At 57.7% G+C, this 22,988-nt stretch carries 30 protein-coding genes, 1 tRNA gene and 2 pseudogenes; 28 read left to right on the top strand and 5 right to left on the bottom strand.

Features of this window, described 5'->3' with window-relative positions:
* The first annotated feature begins 11 nt into the window (after positions 1 to 11).
* From hisD to ABWQ00_RS00300, 12 genes and pseudogenes are all read left to right on the top strand, one after another.
* Positions 12 to 1,385 (top strand): histidinol dehydrogenase, encoded by a 1,374-nt coding sequence (hisD, locus tag ABWQ00_RS00250; protein ID WP_353236972.1) that lies wholly within the window; start codon positions 12 to 14, stop codon positions 1,383 to 1,385.
* A complete protein-coding gene (hisC, locus tag ABWQ00_RS00255) occupies positions 1,382 to 2,464 on the top strand; it encodes a histidinol-phosphate transaminase (RefSeq protein WP_353236663.1) in 1,083 nt (360 codons plus the stop codon). The genes hisD and hisC overlap by 4 nt, the downstream gene beginning before the upstream one ends.
* Positions 2,461 to 3,051: an imidazoleglycerol-phosphate dehydratase HisB gene (gene hisB, locus ABWQ00_RS00260; RefSeq protein ID WP_353236664.1), complete on the top strand. Its 591-nt coding sequence runs from the start codon at positions 2,461 to 2,463 to the stop codon at positions 3,049 to 3,051. The genes hisC and hisB overlap by 4 nt, the downstream gene beginning before the upstream one ends.
* Positions 3,052 to 3,053: 2 nt before the next feature.
* Entirely contained in the window at positions 3,054 to 3,710 is a 657-nt protein-coding gene (hisH, locus tag ABWQ00_RS00265) for an imidazole glycerol phosphate synthase subunit HisH (RefSeq protein WP_353236665.1), read from the top strand.
* Between the two features lie 47 nt (positions 3,711 to 3,757).
* Entirely contained in the window at positions 3,758 to 4,498 is a 741-nt protein-coding gene (gene hisA / locus ABWQ00_RS00270) for a 1-(5-phosphoribosyl)-5-[(5-phosphoribosylamino)methylideneamino]imidazole-4-carboxamide isomerase (protein WP_353236666.1), read from the top strand.
* Between the two features lie 21 nt (positions 4,499 to 4,519).
* On the top strand, positions 4,520 to 5,377 hold the full coding sequence (locus ABWQ00_RS00275; RefSeq protein ID WP_353236667.1) for a D-hexose-6-phosphate mutarotase: 858 nt from the start codon (positions 4,520 to 4,522) through the stop codon (positions 5,375 to 5,377).
* Positions 5,378 to 5,399: 22 nt separating this feature from the next.
* On the top strand, positions 5,400 to 6,200 hold the full coding sequence (gene hisF, locus ABWQ00_RS00280) for an imidazole glycerol phosphate synthase subunit HisF (RefSeq protein WP_353236668.1): 801 nt from the start codon (positions 5,400 to 5,402) through the stop codon (positions 6,198 to 6,200).
* A 299-nt stretch (positions 6,201 to 6,499) separates the two neighbouring features.
* On the top strand, positions 6,500 to 6,781 hold the full coding sequence (locus ABWQ00_RS00285) for a BrnT family toxin (protein ID WP_353236669.1): 282 nt from the start codon (positions 6,500 to 6,502) through the stop codon (positions 6,779 to 6,781).
* A 2-nt stretch (positions 6,782 to 6,783) separates the two neighbouring features.
* Positions 6,784 to 7,008: a BrnA antitoxin family protein gene (locus ABWQ00_RS00290; protein WP_353236670.1), complete on the top strand. Its 225-nt coding sequence runs from the start codon at positions 6,784 to 6,786 to the stop codon at positions 7,006 to 7,008.
* Positions 7,009 to 7,024: 16 nt separating this feature from the next.
* A pseudogene (locus ABWQ00_RS16315) lies at positions 7,025 to 7,150 on the top strand (FosX/FosE/FosI family fosfomycin resistance thiol transferase); the annotation flags it as partial.
* 30 nt (positions 7,151 to 7,180) lie between these two features.
* Positions 7,181 to 7,429, top strand: a complete 249-nt coding sequence (locus tag ABWQ00_RS00295; RefSeq protein WP_353236671.1) for a DUF1272 domain-containing protein — start codon at positions 7,181 to 7,183, stop codon at positions 7,427 to 7,429.
* The gene (locus ABWQ00_RS00300) at positions 7,426 to 7,905 is read left to right on the top strand and encodes a GNAT family N-acetyltransferase (protein ID WP_353236672.1); all 480 of its coding nucleotides are present in this window, start codon (positions 7,426 to 7,428) and stop codon (positions 7,903 to 7,905) included. The genes ABWQ00_RS00295 and ABWQ00_RS00300 overlap by 4 nt, the downstream gene beginning before the upstream one ends.
* A gap of 41 nt (positions 7,906 to 7,946) precedes the next feature.
* On the opposite strand, the gene ABWQ00_RS00305 is transcribed toward ABWQ00_RS00300, so the two are convergent.
* Positions 7,947 to 8,231 (bottom strand): type II toxin-antitoxin system RelE/ParE family toxin, encoded by a 285-nt coding sequence (locus tag ABWQ00_RS00305; protein WP_353236673.1) that lies wholly within the window; start codon positions 8,229 to 8,231, stop codon positions 7,947 to 7,949.
* Positions 8,231 to 8,449 (bottom strand): TA system antitoxin ParD family protein, encoded by a 219-nt coding sequence (locus ABWQ00_RS00310; protein ID WP_353236674.1) that lies wholly within the window; start codon positions 8,447 to 8,449, stop codon positions 8,231 to 8,233. The genes ABWQ00_RS00305 and ABWQ00_RS00310 overlap by 1 nt, the downstream gene beginning before the upstream one ends.
* Positions 8,450 to 8,564: 115 nt before the next feature.
* Between ABWQ00_RS00310 and hisI the strand changes: the two genes are divergently transcribed.
* From hisI to tatC, 7 genes are all read left to right on the top strand, one after another.
* Positions 8,565 to 8,954: a phosphoribosyl-AMP cyclohydrolase gene (gene hisI / locus ABWQ00_RS00315; protein WP_293749935.1), complete on the top strand. Its 390-nt coding sequence runs from the start codon at positions 8,565 to 8,567 to the stop codon at positions 8,952 to 8,954.
* Between the two features lie 5 nt (positions 8,955 to 8,959).
* The gene (locus ABWQ00_RS00320; protein WP_353236675.1) at positions 8,960 to 9,352 is read left to right on the top strand and encodes a phosphoribosyl-ATP diphosphatase; all 393 of its coding nucleotides are present in this window, start codon (positions 8,960 to 8,962) and stop codon (positions 9,350 to 9,352) included.
* Positions 9,353 to 9,355: 3 nt separating this feature from the next.
* Positions 9,356 to 9,718 (top strand): DUF4870 family protein, encoded by a 363-nt coding sequence (locus tag ABWQ00_RS00325; protein WP_353236676.1) that lies wholly within the window; start codon positions 9,356 to 9,358, stop codon positions 9,716 to 9,718.
* A gap of 28 nt (positions 9,719 to 9,746) precedes the next feature.
* Entirely contained in the window at positions 9,747 to 10,103 is a 357-nt protein-coding gene (locus tag ABWQ00_RS00330; protein WP_353236973.1) for a histidine triad nucleotide-binding protein, read from the top strand.
* Between the two features lie 106 nt (positions 10,104 to 10,209).
* On the top strand, positions 10,210 to 10,455 hold the full coding sequence (gene tatA / locus ABWQ00_RS00335) for a Sec-independent protein translocase subunit TatA (protein ID WP_353236677.1): 246 nt from the start codon (positions 10,210 to 10,212) through the stop codon (positions 10,453 to 10,455).
* Positions 10,456 to 10,481: 26 nt separating this feature from the next.
* A complete protein-coding gene (gene tatB, locus ABWQ00_RS00340; protein WP_353236678.1) occupies positions 10,482 to 10,949 on the top strand; it encodes a Sec-independent protein translocase protein TatB in 468 nt (155 codons plus the stop codon).
* A gap of 42 nt (positions 10,950 to 10,991) precedes the next feature.
* Positions 10,992 to 11,783 carry a twin-arginine translocase subunit TatC gene (gene tatC / locus ABWQ00_RS00345; RefSeq protein WP_353236679.1) on the top strand — a complete coding sequence of 264 codons (792 nt, stop codon included), beginning with the start codon at positions 10,992 to 10,994 and terminating at the stop codon, positions 11,781 to 11,783.
* A 17-nt stretch (positions 11,784 to 11,800) separates the two neighbouring features.
* Here the strand turns inward: tatC and ABWQ00_RS00350 are convergent, their stop codons facing one another.
* Positions 11,801 to 12,961, bottom strand: a complete 1,161-nt coding sequence (locus ABWQ00_RS00350) for a S1C family serine protease (protein WP_353236680.1) — start codon at positions 12,959 to 12,961, stop codon at positions 11,801 to 11,803.
* 99 nt (positions 12,962 to 13,060) lie between these two features.
* Between ABWQ00_RS00350 and ABWQ00_RS00355 the strand changes: the two genes are divergently transcribed.
* Together ABWQ00_RS00355 and pdxA are read left to right on the top strand one after the other, a co-directional pair.
* Positions 13,061 to 13,813, top strand: coding sequence for a Nif3-like dinuclear metal center hexameric protein (locus ABWQ00_RS00355; protein WP_353236681.1), 753 nt, complete (start codon positions 13,061 to 13,063; stop codon positions 13,811 to 13,813).
* A gap of 15 nt (positions 13,814 to 13,828) precedes the next feature.
* Complete coding sequence (gene pdxA / locus ABWQ00_RS00360) at positions 13,829 to 14,887, top strand: 4-hydroxythreonine-4-phosphate dehydrogenase PdxA (protein ID WP_353236682.1); 1,059 nt, start codon at positions 13,829 to 13,831, stop codon at positions 14,885 to 14,887.
* Between the two features lie 42 nt (positions 14,888 to 14,929).
* Here the strand turns inward: pdxA and mscL are convergent, their stop codons facing one another.
* On the bottom strand, positions 14,930 to 15,361 hold the full coding sequence (mscL, locus tag ABWQ00_RS00365; RefSeq protein ID WP_353236683.1) for a large conductance mechanosensitive channel protein MscL: 432 nt from the start codon (positions 15,359 to 15,361) through the stop codon (positions 14,930 to 14,932).
* A 137-nt stretch (positions 15,362 to 15,498) separates the two neighbouring features.
* Between mscL and petA the strand changes: the two genes are divergently transcribed.
* The 6 genes and pseudogenes from petA to ABWQ00_RS00395 all read left to right on the top strand — a co-directional run bounded on the left by petA (position 15,499) and on the right by ABWQ00_RS00395 (position 19,630).
* Positions 15,499 to 16,095 carry a ubiquinol-cytochrome c reductase iron-sulfur subunit gene (gene petA, locus ABWQ00_RS00370; RefSeq protein ID WP_353236684.1) on the top strand — a complete coding sequence of 199 codons (597 nt, stop codon included), beginning with the start codon at positions 15,499 to 15,501 and terminating at the stop codon, positions 16,093 to 16,095.
* 11 nt (positions 16,096 to 16,106) lie between these two features.
* Positions 16,107 to 17,516, top strand: a pseudogene (locus ABWQ00_RS00375) (cytochrome b).
* Between the two features lie 20 nt (positions 17,517 to 17,536).
* A complete protein-coding gene (locus tag ABWQ00_RS00380; RefSeq protein ID WP_353236685.1) occupies positions 17,537 to 18,301 on the top strand; it encodes a cytochrome c1 in 765 nt (254 codons plus the stop codon).
* 91 nt (positions 18,302 to 18,392) lie between these two features.
* A complete protein-coding gene (locus ABWQ00_RS00385) occupies positions 18,393 to 19,004 on the top strand; it encodes a glutathione S-transferase N-terminal domain-containing protein (RefSeq protein ID WP_019426373.1) in 612 nt (203 codons plus the stop codon).
* A 42-nt stretch (positions 19,005 to 19,046) separates the two neighbouring features.
* Positions 19,047 to 19,499: a ClpXP protease specificity-enhancing factor gene (locus ABWQ00_RS00390; RefSeq protein ID WP_353236686.1), complete on the top strand. Its 453-nt coding sequence runs from the start codon at positions 19,047 to 19,049 to the stop codon at positions 19,497 to 19,499.
* Positions 19,500 to 19,554: 55 nt separating this feature from the next.
* Positions 19,555 to 19,630: transfer RNA gene (locus ABWQ00_RS00395), tRNA-Thr, on the top strand.
* A gap of 63 nt (positions 19,631 to 19,693) precedes the next feature.
* On the opposite strand, the gene ABWQ00_RS00400 is transcribed toward ABWQ00_RS00395, so the two are convergent.
* Positions 19,694 to 19,996, bottom strand: coding sequence for a hypothetical protein (locus ABWQ00_RS00400; protein ID WP_353236687.1), 303 nt, complete (start codon positions 19,994 to 19,996; stop codon positions 19,694 to 19,696).
* A gap of 233 nt (positions 19,997 to 20,229) precedes the next feature.
* Between ABWQ00_RS00400 and secA the strand changes: the two genes are divergently transcribed.
* A complete protein-coding gene (gene secA / locus ABWQ00_RS00405) occupies positions 20,230 to 22,977 on the top strand; it encodes a preprotein translocase subunit SecA (protein WP_353236688.1) in 2,748 nt (915 codons plus the stop codon).
* The last annotated feature ends 11 nt before the right edge of the window (positions 22,978 to 22,988 follow it).

Raw genomic sequence — 22,988 nt, forward strand, 5'->3', positions numbered from 1 at the left:
CCATGGACTCGATGGCCCTGCACGCCAAACCTTTGCAACTGAACACGGCCGACGCCGGTTTTGAAGCGGCCTTCGCGGCTCGCCTGCATTGGTCTGCCGACACCGACGCCGCCATCGAGCAGCGCGTGGCCGACATCTTGGCCGATGTGCAGCAGCGTGGCGACGCGGCCGTGCTGGAGTACACCCAGCGTTTTGACGGCCTGCAAGCGGCCGATGTGAAGGCCTTGGAGATTACCCAGGCCGAGTTGCAAGCCGCTTTGGACAGCTTGCCTGCCGCACAACGTGAAGCGCTGCAAGCCGCTGCCGCCCGTGTGCGCCAGTACCACGAAGCGCAAAAGAAAGCGTCGGGCGAGAGCTGGAGCTACCGCGACGAAGACGGCACGCTGCTCGGCCAAAAAGTCACGCCGCTCGACCGCGTGGGCATTTATGTGCCCGGGGGCAAAGCCGCTTACCCCTCGTCGGTGTTGATGAACGCCATCCCTGCCCATGTGGCCGGGGTGCAAGAGATCATCATGGTGGTGCCCACGCCAGCTCGCAGGGACGGCGTTGTCGTGCCTTCGCAAGGTGTGCGCAACCCGCTGGTGCTGGCGGCTGCCTGTGTGGCGGGCGTCACGCGCGCCTTCACGGTGGGGGGCGCGCAAGCCGTGGCGGCGCTGGCCTACGGCACGGTCACCATCCCCAAAGTGGACAAAATCACCGGCCCCGGCAACGCCTATGTGGCCAGCGCCAAAAAGCGCGTGTTTGGCACCGTGGGCATCGACATGATCGCGGGCCCTTCAGAAATTCTGGTCTTGGCCGACGGCAGCACCCCCGCTGAATGGGTGGCGATGGATTTGTTCAGCCAGGCCGAGCACGATGAGTTGGCGCAAAGCATTTTGCTCTGCCCCGATGCGGCCTACATCGCTCAAGTGCAGGCCGCGATTGACCGGCTGCTGCCCGAGATGCCGCGCCGCGAGATCATTGCCAAATCGCTCAACGACCGGGGCGCGCTGATCCTCACGCGCAATATGGAAGAAGCCTGCGCCATCAGCAACCGGATTGCGCCCGAGCACCTCGAAGTCTCCAGCCGCGACCCGCACCGCTGGGAGCCGCTCTTGCGCCATGCCGGGGCCATCTTTTTGGGCGCTTTCACCAGCGAGTCGCTGGGCGACTATTGTGCGGGTCCCAACCACGTCTTGCCCACCAGCGGCACGGCGCGTTTCTCCTCGCCGCTGGGCGTGTACGACTTCCAAAAACGCAGCAGCCTCATTGAAGTGAGCCAAGCCGGTGCGCAGCCTCTGGGGCGCATTGCTGCCGAGCTGGCCTACGGTGAAGGCCTGCAAGCGCACGCCCGCGCTGCCGAAATGCGTCTGAATCCTGTTCCCCCGATGAGAGAGCCGAAATGACCGTCAGCCCGACACTGATGCAACGCATCCGCCAGGACGTGCAGTCCATGCACGCCTACGCCATCCAGGACTCGGTGGGCATGGTCAAGCTTGACGCGATGGAAAACCCGCACCGCCTGCCCGCCGATTTGCAAAAGGCCTTGGGTGAGCGCCTGGGCGCACTGGCACTCAACCGCTACCCCGGCGAGCGTGTGAACGAGCTGCGCCATGCGCTGGCAGGTTACGCGGGCATGCCCGAAGGCTTTGACATCATGCTGGGCAACGGCTCCGACGAGTTGATCTCCTTGCTGGCCATGGCCTGCGACTTGCCTGGGGCCAGCATCCTGTCCCCGCTGCCTGGCTTTGTGATGTACGCCATGAGCGCCCAGCTGCAAGGCCTGGCCTTCCACGGTGTGCCGCTGACACCTGACTTTGAACTCGACGAAGCCGCCATGCTGGCCGCGATTGCCGAGCACAAGCCGTCCATCGTGTACCTGGCTTACCCCAACAACCCCACTGGTAACCTGTGGAACGACGACACGATCGAAAAGATCGTGCTGGCTCAGGGCGCACAAGGCGGCCTGGTGGTCATGGATGAAGCCTACCAGCCCTTTGCCAGCCGCAGTTACATCGATCGCATCACGCGCCATTCGCACGTCTTGCTCATGCGCACGCTGTCCAAGTTTGGCCTGGCCGGTGTGCGACTGGGCTACATGATCGGCCCCAAGGCTTTGGTGGCAGAGGTCGACAAAGTGCGCCCACCCTACAACATCAGTGTGCTCAACACCGAGTGTGCAATGTTTGCGTTGGAGCATGCCGAGGTGTTTGCCGCGCAGGCCCAAGACCTGCGCCAAGAGCGCACCCGTTTGATGCAAGCACTGACTGCTTTGCCCGGCGTAAAGCCTTTCCCGAGCGAAGCCAACATGATTTTGGCCCGCGTGCCCGATGCCGCCAAAACCTTTGACGGTCTGAAGGCACACGGTGTGTTGATCAAGAACATTTCTAAAATGCACCCATTGCTGGCCAACTGCTTGCGCCTGACGGTGGGTACCGCCGCAGAAAACGACCTACTCCTCGCCGCTCTGAAAGCCTCCTTATGAACCGCACCGCTGCCGTCACCCGCAAGACCGCCGAGACGAACATTCGCGTCGCCATCAACCTGGACGGCACGGGCCAGGCCAAGCTGGCTTCGGGCATCGGTTTTCTGGACCACATGCTGGACCAGATCGCCCGCCATGGTTTGATCGATCTGGACATTGCGTGCGAAGGCGACTTGCACATCGACGGCCACCACACTGTGGAAGACATCGGCATCACCCTGGGGCAGGCCTTTGCGCAGGCCATGGGCGACAAAAAAGGCATTCGCCGTTATGGCCATGCTTATGTGCCGCTCGATGAAGCGCTGAGCCGTGTGGTGGTGGACTTTTCGGGCCGCCCCGGTTTGCACATGGACGTGAACTTCACCTCCGGCTCGCTGGGCACGCTCGACACGCAACTGGTGTATGAGTTCTTCCAGGGCTTTGTGAACCACGCGCTGTGCACGCTGCACATCGACAACCTCAAAGGCGTGAACGCACACCACCAGTGCGAAACCATCTTCAAGGCCTTCGCCCGCGCTGTGCGTGCCGCCCTGGAGCTTGATCCCCGCTCGGCGGGTGTGATCCCTTCCACCAAAGGAAGTCTCTGAGCATGAGCGTCAACCGCGTCGCAGTTGTGGACTACGGCATGGGCAACCTGCGCAGCGTGGCGCAGGCGGTGATGTATGCCGCCTCCAGCGTGGACCATGCCGAGGTCACCGTGACGTCTGATCCGCAAGTGGTGCGCGATGCGCACCGCGTGGTTTTGCCAGGGCAGGGCGCCATGCCCGACTGTATGCGCGAGCTGCGCGAGTCGGGTTTGCTGGACGCCGTGCTTGAAGCTGCGGCCAGCAAACCCTTGTTTGGTGTGTGCGTGGGCATGCAGATGCTGCTGGACCACAGCGACGAGGGCAACACGCCCGGTTTGGGCCTGATCCCCGGCCGTGTCGTCAAATTCGATTTGGCCGGACGCATCCAGCCCGATGGCACCCGCTACAAAGTGCCGCAAATGGGCTGGAACCAGGTCTGGCAAGACAAAGCAGCGCATGCCCTGTGGCAAGGCGTCGAGGACGGCAGCTGGTATTATTTTGTGCACAGCTTCTACACTCAAGTGGCCAACCCGGCGCACAGCGCGGCCCAGACCGATTACGGCGGCCGCTTTGCTTGCGCGATTGCCCGTGACAACATTTTTGCCACCCAGTTTCATCCCGAAAAAAGTGCGGCCCAAGGTTTGGCCTTGTTCCGCAATTTCCTCCACTGGCAGCCTTGAGAAGTTTTCACTGCCGTTTTGCTTCCTTCACCTGCATTTAACCCGCCATGATTCTGATCCCCGCCATTGACCTCAAAGACGGCCACTGCGTTCGCCTCAAGCAGGGCGATATGGACCAAGCCACGACCTTTGGGGAAGACCCCGCTGCCATGGCCCGAACCTGGCTTGAAAAAGGCGCACGCCGCTTGCACCTGGTGGATCTGAACGGCGCGTTCGCGGGCAAGCCGCAAAACTTCGGGGCCATCAAGTCCATCCTCAAGGCCGTGGGCGACGACATTCCGGTGCAACTGGGTGGCGGTATCCGCGATCTGGATACGATTGAAAAATACATCGACAACGGTATGCGCTACGTCATCATAGGCACCGCCGCCGTTAAGAACCCTGGTTTTTTGAAAGACGCCTGCACCGCCTTTGGCGGCCACATCATCGTGGGCTTGGACGCCAAGGACGGCAAAGTGGCCACCGACGGTTGGAGCAAGCTGACTGGCCATGAAGTGGTCGACCTGGCCAAGAAGTTCGAAGACTGGGGCGTCGAGTCCATCATCTACACCGACATTGGCCGCGACGGCATGCTCAGCGGCATCAACATCGACGCCACCGTCAAGTTGGCCCAAGCCCTCACCATCCCCGTGATCGCCTCGGGCGGCCTGTCCAACATGGCCGACATTGAGCAGCTGTGCGCCGTGGAAGACGAAGGCGTGGAAGGCGTGATCTGTGGCCGCGCCGTGTATTCGGGCGACCTCGACTTCGTGCTGGCGCAGCAACGCGCCGACGAACTCAACGGCTGACTTTTTTCACCTCAACTTCACATGAGCGATCAGGCCACTTGTCGCGACACCGCGTTCGCAGGCCTGTCCGCTTGCGAGTTGGCTTTGCCGCAAGGCGACCGCCTGCTGGTGGCACTGCACGGCGCGCATGTGCTGTCTTGGGTGTCGAGCGGGCAAGAGCGTCTTTACCTCAGCCCCCAAAGCGTGATGGACGGCCAAGCCGCCATTCGGGGCGGTGTGCCGGTGTGTTTTCCGCAATTCAACCAACGCGGCCCGCTGGCCGAGCGCTTGCCCAAACACGGCTTTGCCCGCAACGTGGCTTGGCAGGCTGACGCGCCCGATCTGGGCGCAGAGCGTGCCCGCCTCACGCTGCGCCTGAACGACAACTTTCAGACCCACGCCTGGTGGCCCCAAGCCTTTGCCTTGGCGCTGCGCATCGACCTGAGTCCGGGGGCCTTGCAACTGACGCTGGACGTGCACAACACAGACACCCAAGCGCTGGCGTTCTCTGGCGCACTGCACACCTATTTGGCCGTGCCCGACGTGACGCAGGCCACGCTGAAGGGCTTGGGCGGCCAGCCCGAGTGGGATTCACTCACCGACACCCACGCGCCCGCTGCCGACACGATCCGCTTTGCCGCCGAGTTTGACCGCGTCTACGAAGCCGGGCCAAAGCCCATGACGCTGAACGAGACCCTGCAGATCAGCCAAAGCCCCAGCTGGGCCCACACCGTGGTCTGGAACCCTGCGCAAGAGCTGAGCAAGCGCCTGGCCGACATGCCCGACGACGGCTGGCGGCACATGCTGTGCGTCGAAGCCGCCCAGGTCTACACACCCATCACCTTGCCTGCGGGTGGGCGCTGGGCGGGCTGGCAGCGCTTGCAAGTGCGCAACCCTTGAATCATCAAAAAGAGAAGTCTCCATGCTCGCCAAACGCATCATCCCTTGCTTGGACGTGACCGGCGGTCGCGTGGTCAAGGGCGTCAACTTTGTAGAACTGCGCGACGCCGGCGACCCGGTCGAAATCGCGGCCCGCTACAACGAGCAGGGCGCTGACGAACTCACGTTTTTGGACATCACCGCCACCAGCGACGGGCGCGACGTGATCCTGCACATCATCGAAGCCGTGGCCAGCCAAGTCTTCATTCCGCTCACCGTCGGTGGCGGTGTGCGGACGGTGGAAGACGTGCGTCGCTTGCTGAATGCAGGTGCTGACAAAACCAGCTTCAACTCGGCTGCCATTGCCAACCCGCAAGTCATCCGCGAAGCGTCTGCCAAATACGGCGCGCAATGCATCGTGGTCGCCATCGACGCCAAGCGCCGCAGCGCTGAAGACGAGCAGCGCATCGGCACCCAGGGTCTGCCCATGGGCCCCGGCTGGGACGTGTACAGCCACGGCGGCCGCAAGAATGTCGGGCTGGACGCGGTGGCCTGGGCCGCCCAAATGGCCGAGTACGGCGCGGGCGAAATCCTGCTCACCAGCATGGATCGCGACGGCACCAAAAGCGGCTTTGACCTGCAACTGACCCGCGCCGTGAGCGACGCCGTCAGCGTGCCTGTGATTGCATCGGGCGGCGTGGGCAACCTGGACCACTTGGCTGATGGCGTGAGCATCGGCGGTGCAGACGCCGTGCTGGCTGCGAGCATCTTTCACTACGGTGAATACACCGTGCAGCAGGCCAAAGCGCGCATGCGCGAGCGCGGTATCGCCGTGCGCTTGTAAAGCCTTGGCAAATTTATACCTGTACAAAATTACGGCATATGAATCTGTCATCTAAGGTGCAAGCGGCTTGCAGCCATTTGGTACAAAAAATGTATCTAATGTGCCCGGCAACCTGGGTTTCATGGCACTTGCGAATCTCAATGGCGAGTACGCCACAGTCATTCCGTCAGAGCCCGCGCCGAATGCGGCCTAACCCCTCGCTCAAACAGAGACGCAAGGGCGGGGCGGTTAGCTCAAACGTAAGGTTCTCAGCCGGAACAGCACCTTGACACCCGAAATATGATACATACAATGTATGTATGATTAAGTTCGAATGGGATCCGCCCAAGGCAGCGGCCAATCTCAAAAAGCACCAAGTCTCTTTCGATGAGGCGAGGTCCGTCTTTTACGACGAGTTCGCTGTCCAGTTCTTCGATGAAGAGCACTCATCAGACGAGGATCGCTTTCTGATGTTGGGCATGAGCTCCGGCGCGAAGTTGCTCCTCGTCTGTCATTGCGAGCGCGAACATGGCGAGGTCATCCGCATCATCTCCGCTCGCAAGGCAACTCAGCGCGAAAGCGCGTTCTACCAAGGTGGCTAGACATGAAAGCTGAATACGACCTCTCCAAGCTGAAGGCCCGCAAAAATCCATACGCATCAAAGCTGAAGAAGCCCGTCACCATGCGGCTCTCTGAGGACGTTGTGGCGTATTTCAAAAGCATGGCTGAAGAGGCAGGCATTCCTTACCAAAGCCTCATCAACCTCTATCTGCGCGACTGTCTTGTCAGCCATCGCAAGTTGCAAATCAAGTGGCCACAAGCGGTCTGATGCCGCAGGTGTGGAGGTGAAGCCCCCACGTCCGCGTGTGGAGGGAGAAGGGCGCTCTTTGTATTTCTACGATTTCGACAACAATCTTTTCGAGTTGCACACGGGTAGCCTTCAAGAGCGACTTGAGGGGTATGCACGGTGATTGACAACAAACTGAACTGCGGATGACAACATGCTTCAATTGCGCCCGAGCTGTGAATGTTGCGACAAAGACCTTTCCCCCGATTCCACGGAAGCACGCATTTGCTCTTTCGAATGCACCTTCTGCGCGTCATGCGCAGAGAACGTGCTGGCGGGCAAGTGCCCCAACTGCGGGGGTGAGTTGGTGGCCCGTCCTCGTCGTCCTGCAGCCAAGTTGATCAAGTTCCCTGCATCCACCGAACGGGTTGTGAAGCAGCACGGCTGCCAAGAGGCGGTGTGAACCAACACTTCATGCACATCGCCACAGAGCCCGCCAATCAGCCCGAAGTCCTTGCGCTGATTGAGCAGTTGGACGCGTACCAAAAGCCGCTTTATCCGGCAGAGAGTCACCACGGCATCGACCTGTCTGCCCTGTCGCAGCCCCATGTCATCTTTGCGGTCGCTCGCGATCCATCGGGCCAGGCGGTGGCTTGTGGGGCCATCGTCATCGAGCCCGCATACGGGGAACTCAAGAGAATGTTCACGCTGCCCAGCCACCGCGGCAGAGGCATCGCCCGTTCGCTTTTGCTATTTCTGGAAGCAGAGGCCCAGGCCCGTGGCTGCCATCTTTTCATGCTCGAAACGGGTTACCTTCAACCCGAAGCCATTGCCCTTTATGAGCGGCTTGGTTACAGCCGCCGAGGCCCGTTTGGCGCCTACACGGAAGACCCCCACAGTGTGTTCATGCACAAGTCTGTCGTTGGCCCAATACACTGACTGATCTGTGGGTGTTCAAGCCAAAGCTCAGTCACTGACCATCAACGCTTCAACCCTACATAAAAATTTTCATGTGGCCCGACCGCCAGCAGCATGGCTTGAATGGGGGCTGTTTTGTGCGGTTGCAGTTCATAGGCCAGCAGAGTTTCTTGCCCGTTCAGCTTGAACTTGTAAACAAAAACACCCGCAAGGTCGCCCTTCTTTTCTTCGCCCAGCTGCGGATTTTGAAGAATGGCTTTGATGGCTTCATCCAGTGTTTTTTTGTCGCGGGCATGCAGTTTTTTGGCTACCCGGTTGAACGATGGCGAGGCGCTGACTTGCAGCATCAGCCAAACTCATAGGGCGTAGCCAGTCCGGCTTTGACTTCTTCACGCGAGAGCATGGTGTCTTGGATCAGGCGCAAAGGCATGTCGGGGTTGTCGATCACGGCTTTGCCGATGCGTGCCCAGTACTCGATTTGCCGAGGCACAGAGCGGTGCTCTGCGGCGGCGTAGGGTTTGGCGTCTTCGACCAACTCGTCAGATAGTTTCATTGCAACAGCCATGGTGCTTCTCCTTGATTCGTTGTATTTTGCAACCAATGGATGTTTTGTGCAACCCGACAAGACCTTGGGGTGCGCCTGCTGTCCTGACACCCCAATGTCTTAAGATCACTCACCTATGAACTGGCTCGATCAAATCAAATGGGACGACAAAGGCTTGGTGCCTGTGATTGCCCAAGAAAAAGACACAGGCGACGTGATGATGTTCGCCTGGATGAACCGCGAGGCGCTGCAAAAGACGGCCGAGCTCAAGCGGGCGGTGTACTTCAGCCGTTCGCGCAACAAGCTGTGGTTCAAGGGCGAGGAGTCGGGCCATGTGCAGACGGTGCACGACATCCGCATCGATTGCGACAACGATGTGGTGCTGCTCAAAGTGACCCAGCTGGGTCACGAGCCCGGCATTGCCTGCCACACGGGTCGCCACAGTTGCTTTTTCCAGAGCTTGCAGCCCGACGGCTGGCAGGCTGTTGACCCGGTCCTGAAGGACCCTGAAACCATTTACAAGTGAACGCGATGAGTTCTACCGACACCTTGGCCCCGTCTTCTGAAGAGACGCTCGTGCGTCTGGCCGCCATCATCGAAAGCCGCAAACCGGCCAACGGCGGCGACCCCGAGAAAAGCTATGTGGCCCGCTTGCTGCACAAGGGCCCGGACGCCTTTTTGAAGAAAATCGGTGAAGAAGCCACCGAAACCGTGATGGCCGCCAAGGATGTGGACCACGGCGGCGATGCGTCGAAGTTGGTCTATGAAGTGGCCGATTTGTGGTTCCACAGCATGATTGCGCTGGCTCACTATGGCCTGACGCCCGCCGACGTGGTCAACGAACTGGCCCGCCGCGAAGGCCTGAGCGGCCTGGAAGAAAAAGCCCTGCGCAAAGTGCAGGAACGTGAGCGCCTGGGTGAATAAGCCATGGACGACCAAGCCATTGACGACAGCACCCGCACCATCAGCTGGGTCAGCTACATCTTGCACCTGATCGTGGCGGTGAGCGCCGTCTTTCCCGGTGCGCAGATGGGCCCGGCCTTGTTGGTGGTGGCGCTCATCATCGATGCGGTCAAAAAGGGCGATGTGACGGGTTGGGAGCGCACGCATTTCAGCTACCGCATCCGCACCGTGATCTGGGCGGCTGTGCTGTACTTGGTGACGTTTCCGCTGTGGTTTTTCTTTGTCTTTCCCGGCTGGCTGGCTTGGGTGACCATTTCCATCTGGTTTTTGTACCGAATTGTGCTGGGCATGGTGCGCCTGAACGGGCAGCGCCCGGTGAATGACTGATTTTTTGACTTTGAAACTGATCCAAGCCATGACCGACGCCAACTGTATTTTTTGCAAAATCATCGCGGGCCAGATCCCTTCGCGCAAGGTGTATGAAGACGAGCACGTGTTCGCTTTCCATGACATCGCGCCTTGGGCGCCCATCCATTTTCTGATCATCCCCAAGCTCCATATCCCATCGATGGCGCACCTGGCCCCTGAACATGCCGGTCTGATGGGCCACATGATGACCCTGGCCCCCAAGTTGGCCTTGCAAGAGGGTTGCAAGCCCTACCCCGAAGGCGGTTTCCGGATCGTGGTGAACAACGGGGCCGAAGGGGGCCAAGAGGTGCACCACCTGCACATGCACGTCATGGGCGGGCCGCGTCCTTGGTTGCGGGGCTGACAGGGCTTGAGATCTGGGCTTTGTCCCTCATATCCTTCATTCATCAGGGCCGATCAGATGCGGGGTGTCTATCCCCTTAGAATCCGAGCATTAACAGGAGATTTTCATGGGTACTTTTTCCATTTGGCACTGGCTGATCGTGCTGTTGATCGTGATCATGGTGTTCGGCACCAAAAAGCTCAAGAACATGGGTTCTGACCTGGGCGGCGCAGTCAAAGGTTTCAAGGACGGCATGAAGGAGGGCGGCACAAAAGCTGAGGAGGCGGCGCCCGTTGCAGGTCAGGTGACCGCTTCTGCCCCCGCTCAGGCCGAAAAAACCACCATCGACGTCGAAGCCAAGACCAAGTCTTGATTTTTTGAACGATTGAACGTTTCACTGTGCTGGACTTAAGTTTTTCGAAAATGGCCCTCATCGGGGTGGTGGCGTTGATCGTCATCGGCCCCGAGAAACTCCCCAAAGTCGCACGCACACTGGGGGCACTTTTGGGCAAGGCGCAGCGTTACGTTTCGGATGTCAAGGCCGAGGTCAACCGGTCGATGGACCTTGAAGAACTCAAAAAAATGAAAGAGACCATGGAGACGGCGGCCCGAGATGTGGAGCAGTCGGTTCAAACCACGGCCTCTGATTTTGAAAAAGACTGGGCAGACACCACATCGGGCTTGAGCAGCGATTTGCCTGCCATCGAGTCGCCACCGCCCTACTACAAACGTCCCGAGAAGAACTGGCGTCTCAAGCGGGGTGCGATGCCCCAGTGGTACAAAGCCCGTTCAGGGGTGCGGACCAAAGCCCTGTCGGGTGCTGCTCGTGTGGCCCGTTATCGGCCCAAGCCTCTCAATTCCTTTTGAAGCTGGCGCGCTTGTTGTGCGCCCGTTTGACTGACCCACCACATGTCTGAAACCCCTCCCCAGCCCGACGACGAACTCAAAGGTTCAGAGCAACCTTTTGTGGCGCATTTGATCGAGTTGCGTGACCGGTTGATGTGGGCCGTCGCAGCGGTGGCTCTTGCGGCGGCCGCCTTGGCGATTTACCCAGGGCCTGGCAATCTTTACGACATTTTGGCCGCCCCCTTGGTGGTGCATTTGCCCAAAGGCGCGACTTTGATTGCGACTTCGGTGATTTCGCCTTTCATGGTGCCGCTCAAAATTTTGTTGATGAGCGCCTTTCTCATTGCATTGCCGGTGGTTTTGTACCAGCTCTGGGCCTTCATTGCACCCGGTCTTTACAGCCATGAAAAGAAGCTGGTCATGCCTTTGGTGGTGTCCAGCACCTTGCTGTTTTTTGTGGGGGTGGCTTTCTGTTATTTCTTTGTGTTTGGCCAGGTGTTCAGCTTCATCCAGAGCTTCGCCCCCAAGAGCATCACCGCTGCGCCTGACATTGAGGCCTATTTGAGTTTCGTGTTGTCCATGTTTCTGGCCTTCGGTCTGGCTTTTGAGGTGCCTGTGGCTGTGGTGGTCTTGGCCCGCATGAACGTGGTGTCCGTTGAAAAGCTCAGAGAGTTCCGGGGCTACTTCGTGGTCTTGGCTTTTGTCATTGCGGCCATTGTCACGCCGCCGGATGTGGTCTCACAGTTGGCCTTGGCCATTCCCATGTGCTTGCTTTATGAGTTGGGCATTTGGGCGGCGCAAATTTTCATCAAAAACACCCAAGCCCCTGACACAAGTGCCGACGAAGCCGCTTGAATGCCAAGCGAGAGCCTTCAACGGGCTTGGCGTTTGGGCGAAGGCCTTTCGGCTGGGGTGAGGCGCAAAGACAACTGCGTTTGTTGACGCCAGATCACCAGTTCTGCAGGTACACCGGGGGTGAGGCTGGCGACCTGGTTAAGAAGCTCAGACACATTGCCCACAGGCTGCGTGCCGACACGTATGATGACATCTCCCGGGCGAATCCCTGCTTTGGCCGCGGGGCCGTTTTGCAAAACACCAGAGATCACCACGCCCGATCGCAAAGCATTGGGCCCGACCAGAGGCAGTTTGAAGCTTTCAGCCAGTTCGGCGGACAGGTCTTGTGGCTCTACCCCGATCCAGCCGCGAATCACCTTGCCGTTCTTCAGCAGGTCTTGCATGACCTGTTTGGCTGTCGAAATCGGGATGGCAAAGCCAATCCCCATGTTGCCACCTGAACGGGAATAGATCGCGGTGTTGATGCCCATCAGGTGACCATTGACATCGACCAAGGCGCCGCCTGAGTTGCCGGGGTTGATGGCAGCGTCGGTTTGGATGAAGTTTTCAAAGGTGTTGATGCCCAGTTGGCTGCGGCCCAAAGCGCTGATGATGCCTGAGGTCACGGTTTGACCGACACCAAAGGGGTTGCCAATGGCCAGCACGACATCACCCACTTGCATGTCCAGTGTCTGGCCCAAGACGATCACGGGCAAGTTGGTCAGCGGAATTTGAAGCAACGCCAAGTCGGTGTCGGGGTCGGTGCCAATCACTTTGGCCATGGCTTTGCGCCCGTCACTGAGCACCACTTCGATATCGTCTGCGTCTTCAATGACGTGGTTGTTGGTCAGGATGTGACCCTCGGGGCTGACGATGACACCGCTGCCCAAGCCTGCAGGGTTTTGTTCGTCTTGCTCACCATAGAAAAACCGGAACCATGGGTCTTGACCCTGGGCGTTGTTGTTTTTGCCCTTGCTGGTGTTGATGCTCACCACGGCGGGTGAGGCAGTTTGAGCGGGGGCACTCAAACTGCCAACCGGCCTGCTGCCACTGGCCGCAGGCGGAGCTTGCAACAAGGTCATGCCTGCCATGGAGGCCTGTGTGCCTCGCAACCAACCGGGCTGCAATGTGGCCACCACAAACCAAATGGCCAATAAAACGGTGACCCATTGTGAAAATAATGACCAAATTCTTTTCATGGTTGCTGATTGTCCTTGATTCGATCGCATCGCCGTTCTTGGATGCTGAATCACCGATTTCAACCTTGGTGTTTGCGACCTGGGCCACAATCTCAAGCCATGACCGATGCCAAAACTCTGGGCCAAGCTTTGGATGCTTTGCTTCAACCTGAAAAATTCCGCGACTACGGCCCCAACGGCTTGCAGGTCGAAGGGGACCGTGCGGTCAAACGCTTGGTGAGCGGCGTTACCGCCAGCCGGGCTTTGATCGAGGCAGCCATCGCCGCCAATGCCGATGCCATCTTGGTGCACCATGGCTTGTTCTGGCGGGGTCAAGATGGGCGCGTCACAGGTTGGATGCGCGAGAGGCTGCGTTTGTTGCTGGCCCATGGTATCCATCTTTTTGCCTACCACTTGCCGCTGGATGCGCATGCCGAACTGGGCAACAACGCCCAGTTGGGCCGATTGCTGGGCTTCCAGTCAGACGGCCGCTTTGGTGAGCAAGACCTTGGCTTTGTCGGTGCGCCCTTGGTTTCGTGGTCATGTGCCCAAGATTTGGCCGAGCATGTGGCCGGTGTTTTGGGCCGGCATGTCACGTGCGTGGGCGATGATGGTCGAGTGGTTCGCCGTGTTGCATGGTGTACGGGCGGGGCTCAAGGCTATTTTGAGGCTGCGATTGCACAGGGTGTGGACGCATTTCTGACCGGTGAAATCTCCGAGCCGCAAGCCCATTTGGCGCGCGAAACGGGGGTTGCGTTTTTGGCTTGTGGCCACCATGCGTCAGAACGCTACGGTGCGCCTGCGCTGGGCGCCCATGTGGCCCAATTGCTGGGCATCGAGCACCAATTCATCGAGATCGACAACCCGGCCTGACGGGTAATGTGTTGTATGAGTTTGCCTGGATTGACCTTGCCCATCGCCATCACGCCCGGTGACCCTTGCGGTATCGGCCCTGAAATCATTGCCAAGGCGTGGATCACCGCACCGGAGCTGACTCGGGGTTGTTTTGTGGCAGGCGATGTGGACCTGATGCGGCGTGCCATGTCTTTGGTGCAAGGGGCGCCTTGTTTTCCGGTCTGCGAGATCGAGTCCCCGGCACAAGCCTTGAATGTACCGCCACGGTGTTTGCCTGTGATGCAGGTGGTGCCCGTGGCGCCCCCATTGCCTTGGGGGCAGATCGATGCCCGATCGGGTCGCTTGGCGGGTGAGGCGGTGTTGTGGGCCACCCGTGCAGCGCTGCGTGGCGAGATTTCGGCCGTGGTCACCGCCCCTTTGAACAAAGAGGCTTTGCATGCAGCAGGACCGCCCTATGACCAGTACCCGGGGCACACCGAATTGTTGCAGGCTGAGTCCGCTCGCCACGCCGGGGTGACGTTGACGCAAATGCCGGTTCGCATGATGCTGGCCAATGACGAATTGCGTGTAGTCCTGGTCAGCATCCATTTGTCTTTGCGTGAGGCCTTGGACGCCATCACCGGTGACCGAGTTTTGGAAACCTTGCGGATCACGCACCATGCGCTGACGCCTTTGCTGGGTCGAAAGCCGCGCATCGCTATCGCAGGCCTGAACCCGCATGCGGGCGAGGGTGGGCTGTTTGGCCGAGAAGAAATCGAGATCTTGCAGCCCTGCGTGTCAGCGGCCCGCACGGAGGGCATCGATGCGCAGGGTCCATTTGCGCCGGATACGGTTTTCATGCGGGCACGCCAAAGGCCGGACGGTTACCGTGAGTTTGATGTGGTGATCGCCATGTACCACGACCAAGGCCTGATCCCGGTGAAGTACTTGGGTGTGGAGCAGGGGGTCAATGTCACATTGGGCTTGCCTTTGATCCGCACCAGCCCTGACCATGGCACGGCCATGGACTTGGCGGGCCAAGGAAAGGCCGATGCGAGCAGCATGGTCCAAGCCATTCGGATGGCTCGGCATCGGGTCACAGACGCCACTTGAGCTGCGGGCGTTTTTTCGTCACCCACTCAGAGGCTTGGGTGATCAGGATGGATGTTTCAAGCTGTCGCGAATTTCACGCAGCAAGACTACATCTTCGGGTGGCTCTGGGGCTTTTTCGGGGACGGCGTCGACAGGCTGACGTGACTTGAGGCGGTTGATCTGGCGAACCATCACGAAAATAATGAAGGCCAAAATCAAGAAATTTAAACCCACAGTGACAAAGTTGCCATATGCAAATACCGCGCCGAGTTTTTTGGCCTCAGCCAAAGGCAGGTTGGCGGCTTGCCCCGACAGGGCCAAGTAGTAATTGGCAAAGTCGAGGCCACCAAAGACCAAGCTGACCACAGGCATGATGATGTCGGCCACCAATGAGTCCACGATCTTGGCGAAAGCAGCCCCTACGATGACGCCTACGGCCAAATCGACCACATTGCCTTTGAGTGCAAATGTTTTGAATTCTTGAGCAAATGACATTAAAAATCCTCAATAGTGTGTTGGGGGTTGGATTGTGACCCATTCATCCTGAGGCCTATTGAGTTGTAAGTCGGTTGTCTGTTTCACTCCGCTACAATCTCGGGTTGACCCTGATAACGACTCGCTAGAGGATTCCCATGAGTGACACCCCAGTCGACAACAGCAAGCGGACCTGGCTGATTGCCTCCACTTGCGCTGGTGCCGTAGGCGCCGGCTTTGTGGCCACCCCCTTCGTCAGCAGTTTTCAACCTTCCGAACGTGCCAAAGCGGCCGGTGCGGCCGTTGAGGTGGATATCTCTGCCTTGAACCCAGGTGAAAAACTCACGGTCGAATGGCGTGGTAAACCTGTGTGGATCATGAAGCGCTCGCCCGAGCAGATCGAATCCCTGAAAAAAACCGAAGCTCAGTTGGCCGACCCCACTTCTGCGCGGACCGCTTACCCTACCCCCGAATACGCGAAAAACCAGCACCGTTCGATCAAGCCCGAGATCATGGTGGCTGTGGGCATTTGCACCCACTTGGGTTGCTCGCCAGCCGACAAGTTCGCGACAGGTCCTCAGCCATCGCTGCCCGATGACTGGAATGGCGGATTCTTGTGCGCCTGTCATGGTTCTACCTTTGACTTCGCTGGCCGCGTGTTCAAAAACAAGCCCGCACCCGATAACCTCGAAGTGCCACCACACATGTACCTGTCAGACACCAAGTTGCTCATTGGTGAAGACAAGAAGGCTTGATGGAGAACAACATGGCTGAATTCAAAGAAATCTCTCCGAACGCCCCTGCTGGGGAAAAGCTGCTCAATTGGGTAGACAACCGCTTTCCGGCGTCCAAGCTGTACAAAGAGCATTTGTCTGAGTACTACGCCTCCAAAAACCTGAACATCTGGTATGTGTTCGGTGCTTTGTCGTTGTTGGTGTAGGTGAGTCAACTCGTGACCGGTATTTTCTTGGCCATGCACTTCAAGCCAGACGCCGCTTTGGCCTTCGCTTCGGTCGAATACAACATGCGCGATGTGCCTTGGGGTTGGCTGATCCGTTACATGCACTCCACAGGTGCCTCTGCCTTCTTTGTGGTGGTTTACCTGCACATGTTCCGCGGCTTGATGTACGGCTCGTACCGCAAACCCCGCGAGTTGGTCTGGATTTTCGGTTGCGCCATTTTCTTGGTGCTCATGGCCGAGGCCTTCATGGGCTATTTGCTGCCTTGGGGTCAAATGTCCTACTGGGGCGCTCAGGTGATCGTCAACTTGTTCTCGGCTGTGCCCGTGATCGGTCCTGACCTGGCTTTGCTGATTCGCGGCGACTTTGTGGTGGGCGACGCCACTTTGAACCGTTTCTTCAGCTTCCACGTGATCGCGGTGCCATTGGTCCTGCTGGGTCTGGTGGTGGCACACATCATTGCGCTGCATGAAGTCGGCTCCAACAACCCCGATGGTGTGGAGATCAAGGCAGCGAATGCACCAAAAGACGCCAAGGGCAACCCATTGGATGGCATTCCTTTCCACCCTTACTACACGGTTCACGACATCCTTTCGGTGAGCGTGTTCCTGATGGCCTTCAGCGCGGTGGTGTTCTTTGCCCCCGAATTCGGTGGTTATTTCCTCGAATACAACAACTTCATTCCAGCTGATCCGCTGACCACACCTTTGCACATTGCTCCAGTTTGGTACTTCACACCGTTCTATTCCATGCTGCGTGCCATCACCACTGAGATGATGTACGTATTGGTCTTGTGCGTGGTGGTGGGTGCTTTCTTGGCTGTGGCCAAGGGCAAACTGCCAACTTTGCTCAAAGGCGGTTTGGTGGGGGCAACCATTGTGATTTGTGTGCTGCTCTTGTCCATTGACGCCAAGTTCTGGGGTGTGGTGGTCATGGGTGCCGCTGTGATCATTTTGTTTTTCTTGCCTTGGCTGGATTACAGCCCTGCCAAGTCGATTCGCTATCGCCCCGACTGGCACAAATATGTGTATGCCGTGTTTGTCATCAACTTCCTGATCTTGGGCTATCTGGGTGTCAAGCCACCTTCGCCCATCGGTGAGCGCGTATCCCAAGTGGGTACCTTGTTCTATTTCGGCTTCTTCCTGTTGATGCCTTGGTGGAGCAAGCTGGGCACGTTCAAACAGGTGCCTGACCGCGTGACCTTCACGCCTCACTGAGATCCCGGAGATTCAAGAACATGAAAAACCTCAAGAAACTCGCACTCGGCTTTGTGATGGCCCTGGGTATGGTGGCTGCTGCCCACGCTGGCGGCGGTGGCATCGCCTGGGACAAGGCGCCCAAGAAAACCAACGATTTGGCAGCCCTGCAAAATGGCGCCAAGCTGTTTGCCAACTACTGCCTTAACTGTCACTCGGCTGCTTTCATGCGTTACAACCGCCTGAAAGACATCGGCTTGACCGATCAGCAAATCAAAGACAACCTGATGTTTGCCACCGACCGTGTGGGCGACACCATGAAAGTGGCCATCGACCCGGTGCAAGCCAAAGATTGGTTCGGTAAGAATCCACCAGACTTGACTTTGATGGCGCGTTCGCGTTCGGGCCCAGGCGGTACGGGTGCAGATTACCTGTACACCTACATGCGCACGTATTACCGTGATGACACCAAGCCCACCGGTTGGAACAACTTGGCTTACCCCAACGTCGGCATGCCCAACCCCCTTTGGGAGCTTCAAGGCGAGCGTGAGCCTGTCTTTGAAGAAAGAGATGAAAAAGGACAAAAAGTCCAGATTTTCAAAGGTTGGAAGACGGTCAAGCCTGGCACGATGACCCCACTGGAATACGATCAAGCCATTGGTGACTTGGTCGGTTACATGCAGTGGATGGCTGAGCCAGCTCAGAATCAACGCGTGCAGATCGGCGTTTGGGTTCTGATCTTTTTGTCCCTCTTCACTTTCATTGCCTGGCGCTTGAATGCGGCATACTGGAAAGACGTCAAGTAATTGATCTCTCACCCGGCGATTCAGCCGGGTCCTTTGGAGTGGCAGGTCTTTGGACCTCCCACTCTTTTTGATTTTTTGAGGAGCCTCCACCATGATGGTGCTTTATTCCGGAACCACTTGCCCTTTTTCTCACCGCTGCCGCTTTGTGCTCTTTGAAAAAGGCATGGATTTTGAAATCCGTGACGTGGACTTGTACAACAAGCCCGAAGACATCAATGTGATGAATCCTTATGGACAGGTGCCCATCTTGGTTGAGCGCGACCTGATCCTGTATGAGTCGAACATCATCAACGAGTACATCGATGAGCGCTTTCCTCACCCCCAGTTGATGCCGGGTGACCCGGTTGATCGCGCACGGGTTCGACTTTTCTTGCTCAATTTTGAAAAAGAGCTGTTCGCACACGTGTTGACCTTGGAAAACCGCTCGCTCAAGGGCAATGACAAGGCACTCGAAAAGGCGCGTTCACACATCCGTGATCGCTTGACGCAATTGGCCCCTGTTTTCCTGAAGAACAAGTTCATGCTGGGCGACAATTTCTCGATGCTCGATGTCGCGATCGCACCCTTGTTGTGGCGTTTGGATTACTACGGCATCGAGTTGAGCAAAAATGCCGCTCCTTTACTGAAGTATGCAGAACGCATTTTTTCGCGTCCAGCCTATATCGAAGCGCTGACGCCTTCGGAAAAGGTCATGCGTAAGTGATGTGAACTTGGACAGGACAACGATGCAGGCGAGGGAACCAGCATGATCAGCACTACGGAACTGCCATCGACAAGGCCATACCTTATTCGTGCTTTGTACGATTGGTGCTCTGAAAATGGTTTCACGCCTTATGTGGCCGTCAAAGTAGATGCTTCTGTCCAGGTGCCGCGCGAATACGTCCAAGGCGGTGAAATTGTGCTGAATGTCAGCATGGATGCCACCAGTTCACTCAAATTGGGCAACGACTTCATTGAGTTCAAAGCACGTTTTGGTGGAAAACCGCGTGAAATCATGGTGCCCATTCACCGGGTCATGGCCATCTACGCCCGAGAAAATGGGCAAGGTATGGCTTTCCCTGTCAGCGATGAGCCCGTTGATTCCCCGGTTTTGTCTGCCGTTGGTACCGCAGATTCGGTCCAAGCGGACGCAGAGGATGTACCACCTCCGCCATCGACATCGGGTTCACCTCGTCCGACGCTCAAGAGGGTCAAGTAAAAAAATTGCGCTTCCACCCCTAGATGGGTCGAGAGCAAGTTAGAATTTGGCCCGTGCCGCTTTAGCTCAGTTGGTAGAGCACCCGCCTTGTAAGCGGTAGGTCGTCAGTTCGAATCCGACAAGCGGCACCATCATTCAAGCCCTGATCTTCCAAGCTCAGGGCTTTTTTCATGGGGCTTTGTCGCAACCTCATTTCATCGGTTTTGCACTTTGATGCGGATCGAGAGGACGCCCAAATTTTGTTGAACCAAATGGGACTGCAATGCAGGCAGCAACTGCCTCAATTTGGCCGCAACCGCATTGGAAGCGACCAGCAGACACCAGCAACCCTCTTCCAAGGGGCCGGCTTGTATGCTGGATCGCAAAGGTCCGGGCAATAGGCTCTTGATTGCCTGTAAGCGAAGGGAAGAGTCTTGCACCCGATCCATCAGTGAGGCCAAGGTGGGGGATTCTTGGGCCGCTTGCTGCAAGGGGATGGCTTGATGGCGTCTTTGCATATCTAAAAATCGTTTCCAGTCATTATCCAGCAGGCCAAAGTCGATAAGGGCAAATGGCCAGGTGATGCGCATCCAAGCGCTAAAATGTTTGGGTTGTCCAAGCAGCCAGTTGTGCGGGCTTGGCAGGGTGAAATGGCAGCGCGTCAGTGCCACCCGTTTTTCAAGTAACTCTTAAGCAGACAGGATAGACGGTCTTTCTTTCGGCACCTTTGCTGATGGTGGATCAAATTGATATGGCCATCCCATTCCTCACCAAAATTTTCGGCAGCCGCAATGACCGGTTGCTCAAGCAGTACCGCAAAACCGTTGAGCGCATCAATGCCCTTGAGGCTGGCCTGGAAAGCCTGAGCGACGAAGAGTTGAGGGCCAAGACCCAAAGCTTTCGAGACCGAGCTGCGGCCGGAGAGAGTTTGGACGCCTTGTTGCCAGAGGCGTTTGCCGTGGTGCGTGAGGGCTCCAAGCGGGTGATGAAAATGCGCCACTTTGACGTGCAGTTGGCCGGTGGTATCGCTTTGCACAATGGCAAGATCGCCGAGATGCGGACTGGCGAGGGCAAAACCTTGACATCTACACTGCCTGCCTACCTCAATGCGATCGCTTGCAAAGGTGTGCACGTGGTCACCGTGAACGATTACTTGGCCAGCCGAGATGCCCAGTGGATGGGCAAGCTCTACAACTTCTTGGGACTGACGGTGGGCATCAACTTGCCTCAGTTGCCACGCGAAGAAAAGCAAGCGGCCTACAAGGCCGACATCACCTACGGCACCAACAACGAATACGGATTCGATTACCTGCGCGACAACATGGTCTATGAGGCCCATGATCGTGTTCAGCGCCCCTTGAACTTCGCCATCATCGACGAAGTGGATTCAATTTTGATCGATGAGGCCCGCACGCCCTTGATCATCAGTGGACAGGCCGAGGACCACACGGCCACTTACATGGCCATGAACCAAGTAGTGCCCTTGCTCACCCGGCAAGAGGGCGAAGCCGATCCTCGGACCGGCGAGGGCATCATCACGCCCGGTGACTTCACGGTTGATGAGAAGTCTCATCAGGTGTTCTTGACCGAAGACGGTCACGAAAAAGCCGAGGCTGTGCTTTCTCAGATGGGCTTGATCCCTGAGGGCGCCAGCCTGTATGACCCGGCGAATATCACGTTGATGCACCATTTGAATGCCGCTTTGCGTGCGCGTCATTTGTACCACCGAGACCAGCACTATGTGGTGCAGGAAGGTGAGATCGTGATCGTGGACGAGTTCACGGGACGCTTGATGACCGGTCGCCGCTGGAGCGACGGCCTGCATCAGGCCGTTGAAGCCAAAGAAGGTGTGGAGATCCAGGCCGAAAACCAGACGATGGCGTCCATCACTTTCCAGAACTATTTCCGCCTGTACAACAAGATCGGCGGCATGACGGGCACGGCCGACACTGAGGCGTATGAGTTCCAGGAAATTTACGGTCTGGAGACGGTTGTGATCCCGCCACACCGCAAGAGCCAACGTGAAGACCAATTGGACCGTGTCTACAAGACCTCACAGGAACGCTATAACGCGGCCATTGCTGACATCCGCGAATGCCACGAACGCGGCCAGCCTGTGTTGGTGGGTACCACCTCGATTGAAAACTCCGAGCTGATTTCCCAGCTGCTGAACCAGCACAAGTTGCCTCATCAAGTGCTCAACGCCAAGCAACATGCCCGCGAGGCGGACATCGTGGCCCAAGCCGGTCGTCCCGGCATGATCACGATTGCCACCAATATGGCGGGTCGCGGCACCGACATTGTGTTGGGTGGCAACATCGAAAAAGACGTGCAAGCCATTGAAAGCGATGAGAGCTTGCCCGAAGACGCCCGTCAAACGCGCATCCACGAATTGCGTGAACAATGGAAAGTGGTGCACGAGCAAGTCAAGGCCTTGGGCGGGTTGCGCATCATTGCCACCGAGCGCCACGAGTCTCGCCGCATTGACAACCAACTGCGAGGTCGCTCTGGCCGTCAGGGTGATCCGGGTTCATCGCGCTTCTATTTGAGCTTGGACGATCCTTTGATGCGGATCTTTGCGGGTGACCGGGTGCGCTCCATCATGGACCGCTTGAAAATGCCTGAGGGCGAAGCCATTGAAGCGGGCATCGTGACGCGCAGCATCGAAAGCGCTCAGCGCAAAGTGGAAGCCCGTAACTTCGATATCCGCAAACAATTGCTGGAATATGACGACGTTTCGAATGACCAGCGCAAGGTGATTTACCAGCAGCGCAACGACATTCTGGATGCCCAAGACATGCACGGCCCGATTTCAGCCTTGCGCGAGGGTTGCTTTACCGATTTGGTGCGCCAGTATGTGCCCGTTGAGTCGGTGGAAGAACAATGGGACTTGCCTGGACTTGAAAAAGTGCTGGCCGATGAATGGGGTATCAAGCTGGAACTCCAGGCCAAAGTTCAAGACTCCAGCGCCATTGCCGAGGAAGACATCTTGGAGATGGTGGTGATTGCAGCCCATGCGCAGTTCCAAGCCAAATTGGATCAGGCGGGCGGTGACAGTTTTGTCTCGTTTGAGCGCATGATTTTGTTGCAAAGCATCGACACCCATTGGCGAGAGCATCTGAGTTCACTGGATTACTTGCGCCAGGGCATTCATCTTCGCGGTTATGCACAAAAGCAACCCAAGCAAGAGTACAAGCGCGAAGCCTTCGAGCTGTTTGGTCAGTTGCTCGATGGGGTCAAGAATGAAGTGACCCGTACCCTGATGACCGTGCGCATCGAGTCTGGTGACCAGATTCAGCAGGCTGCACAAGCAATCGAAGAACGTGCCGAGAAGATCAGCAACGTGACTTACAGCGCTCCTGATGAAACGGGGCAGGCTCAAACCGTGGCGGGCGATCAAGGGGGGGGCCCGCAAACTTTTGGGCCAGTGGGTCGCAACGATCCCTGCCCCTGCGGCAGCGGAAAAAAGTTCAAGCACTGCCACGGCAAACTCGTTTGATGGCAGCGAAC

This window comes from Limnohabitans sp. (genome assembly GCF_040400975.1).
GTDB lineage: Bacteria > Pseudomonadota > Gammaproteobacteria > Burkholderiales > Burkholderiaceae_C > Limnohabitans_A.

Excerpts from the sequence above, each read along its gene's own strand:
- hisD (WP_353236972.1), top strand. The coding sequence starts at position 12 with ATGGCCCTGCACGCCAAACCTTTGCAACTGAACACGGCCGACGCCGGT.
- hisC (WP_353236663.1), top strand. The coding sequence starts at position 1,382 with ATGACCGTCAGCCCGACACTGATGCAACGCATCCGCCAGGACGTGCAG.
- hisB (WP_353236664.1), top strand. The coding sequence starts at position 2,461 with ATGAACCGCACCGCTGCCGTCACCCGCAAGACCGCCGAGACGAACATT.
- hisH (WP_353236665.1), top strand. The coding sequence starts at position 3,054 with ATGAGCGTCAACCGCGTCGCAGTTGTGGACTACGGCATGGGCAACCTG.
- hisA (WP_353236666.1), top strand. The coding sequence starts at position 3,758 with ATGATTCTGATCCCCGCCATTGACCTCAAAGACGGCCACTGCGTTCGC.
- ABWQ00_RS00275 (WP_353236667.1), top strand. The coding sequence starts at position 4,520 with ATGAGCGATCAGGCCACTTGTCGCGACACCGCGTTCGCAGGCCTGTCC.
- hisF (WP_353236668.1), top strand. The coding sequence starts at position 5,400 with ATGCTCGCCAAACGCATCATCCCTTGCTTGGACGTGACCGGCGGTCGC.
- ABWQ00_RS00285 (WP_353236669.1), top strand. The coding sequence starts at position 6,500 with ATGATTAAGTTCGAATGGGATCCGCCCAAGGCAGCGGCCAATCTCAAA.
- ABWQ00_RS00290 (WP_353236670.1), top strand. The coding sequence starts at position 6,784 with ATGAAAGCTGAATACGACCTCTCCAAGCTGAAGGCCCGCAAAAATCCA.
- ABWQ00_RS00295 (WP_353236671.1), top strand. The coding sequence starts at position 7,181 with ATGCTTCAATTGCGCCCGAGCTGTGAATGTTGCGACAAAGACCTTTCC.
- ABWQ00_RS00305 (WP_353236673.1), bottom strand. The coding sequence starts at position 8,231 with ATGCTGCAAGTCAGCGCCTCGCCATCGTTCAACCGGGTAGCCAAAAAA.
- ABWQ00_RS00310 (WP_353236674.1), bottom strand. The coding sequence starts at position 8,449 with ATGGCTGTTGCAATGAAACTATCTGACGAGTTGGTCGAAGACGCCAAA.
- hisI (WP_293749935.1), top strand. The coding sequence starts at position 8,565 with ATGAACTGGCTCGATCAAATCAAATGGGACGACAAAGGCTTGGTGCCT.
- ABWQ00_RS00320 (WP_353236675.1), top strand. The coding sequence starts at position 8,960 with ATGAGTTCTACCGACACCTTGGCCCCGTCTTCTGAAGAGACGCTCGTG.
- ABWQ00_RS00325 (WP_353236676.1), top strand. The coding sequence starts at position 9,356 with ATGGACGACCAAGCCATTGACGACAGCACCCGCACCATCAGCTGGGTC.
- ABWQ00_RS00330 (WP_353236973.1), top strand. The coding sequence starts at position 9,747 with ATGACCGACGCCAACTGTATTTTTTGCAAAATCATCGCGGGCCAGATC.
- tatA (WP_353236677.1), top strand. The coding sequence starts at position 10,210 with ATGGGTACTTTTTCCATTTGGCACTGGCTGATCGTGCTGTTGATCGTG.
- tatC (WP_353236679.1), top strand. The coding sequence starts at position 10,992 with ATGTCTGAAACCCCTCCCCAGCCCGACGACGAACTCAAAGGTTCAGAG.
- ABWQ00_RS00350 (WP_353236680.1), bottom strand. The coding sequence starts at position 12,961 with ATGAAAAGAATTTGGTCATTATTTTCACAATGGGTCACCGTTTTATTG.
- ABWQ00_RS00355 (WP_353236681.1), top strand. The coding sequence starts at position 13,061 with ATGACCGATGCCAAAACTCTGGGCCAAGCTTTGGATGCTTTGCTTCAA.
- pdxA (WP_353236682.1), top strand. The coding sequence starts at position 13,829 with ATGAGTTTGCCTGGATTGACCTTGCCCATCGCCATCACGCCCGGTGAC.
- mscL (WP_353236683.1), bottom strand. The coding sequence starts at position 15,361 with ATGTCATTTGCTCAAGAATTCAAAACATTTGCACTCAAAGGCAATGTG.
- petA (WP_353236684.1), top strand. The coding sequence starts at position 15,499 with ATGAGTGACACCCCAGTCGACAACAGCAAGCGGACCTGGCTGATTGCC.
- ABWQ00_RS00380 (WP_353236685.1), top strand. The coding sequence starts at position 17,537 with ATGAAAAACCTCAAGAAACTCGCACTCGGCTTTGTGATGGCCCTGGGT.
- ABWQ00_RS00385 (WP_019426373.1), top strand. The coding sequence starts at position 18,393 with ATGATGGTGCTTTATTCCGGAACCACTTGCCCTTTTTCTCACCGCTGC.
- ABWQ00_RS00390 (WP_353236686.1), top strand. The coding sequence starts at position 19,047 with ATGATCAGCACTACGGAACTGCCATCGACAAGGCCATACCTTATTCGT.
- ABWQ00_RS00400 (WP_353236687.1), bottom strand. The coding sequence starts at position 19,996 with ATGCAAAGACGCCATCAAGCCATCCCCTTGCAGCAAGCGGCCCAAGAA.
- secA (WP_353236688.1), top strand. The coding sequence starts at position 20,230 with ATGGCCATCCCATTCCTCACCAAAATTTTCGGCAGCCGCAATGACCGG.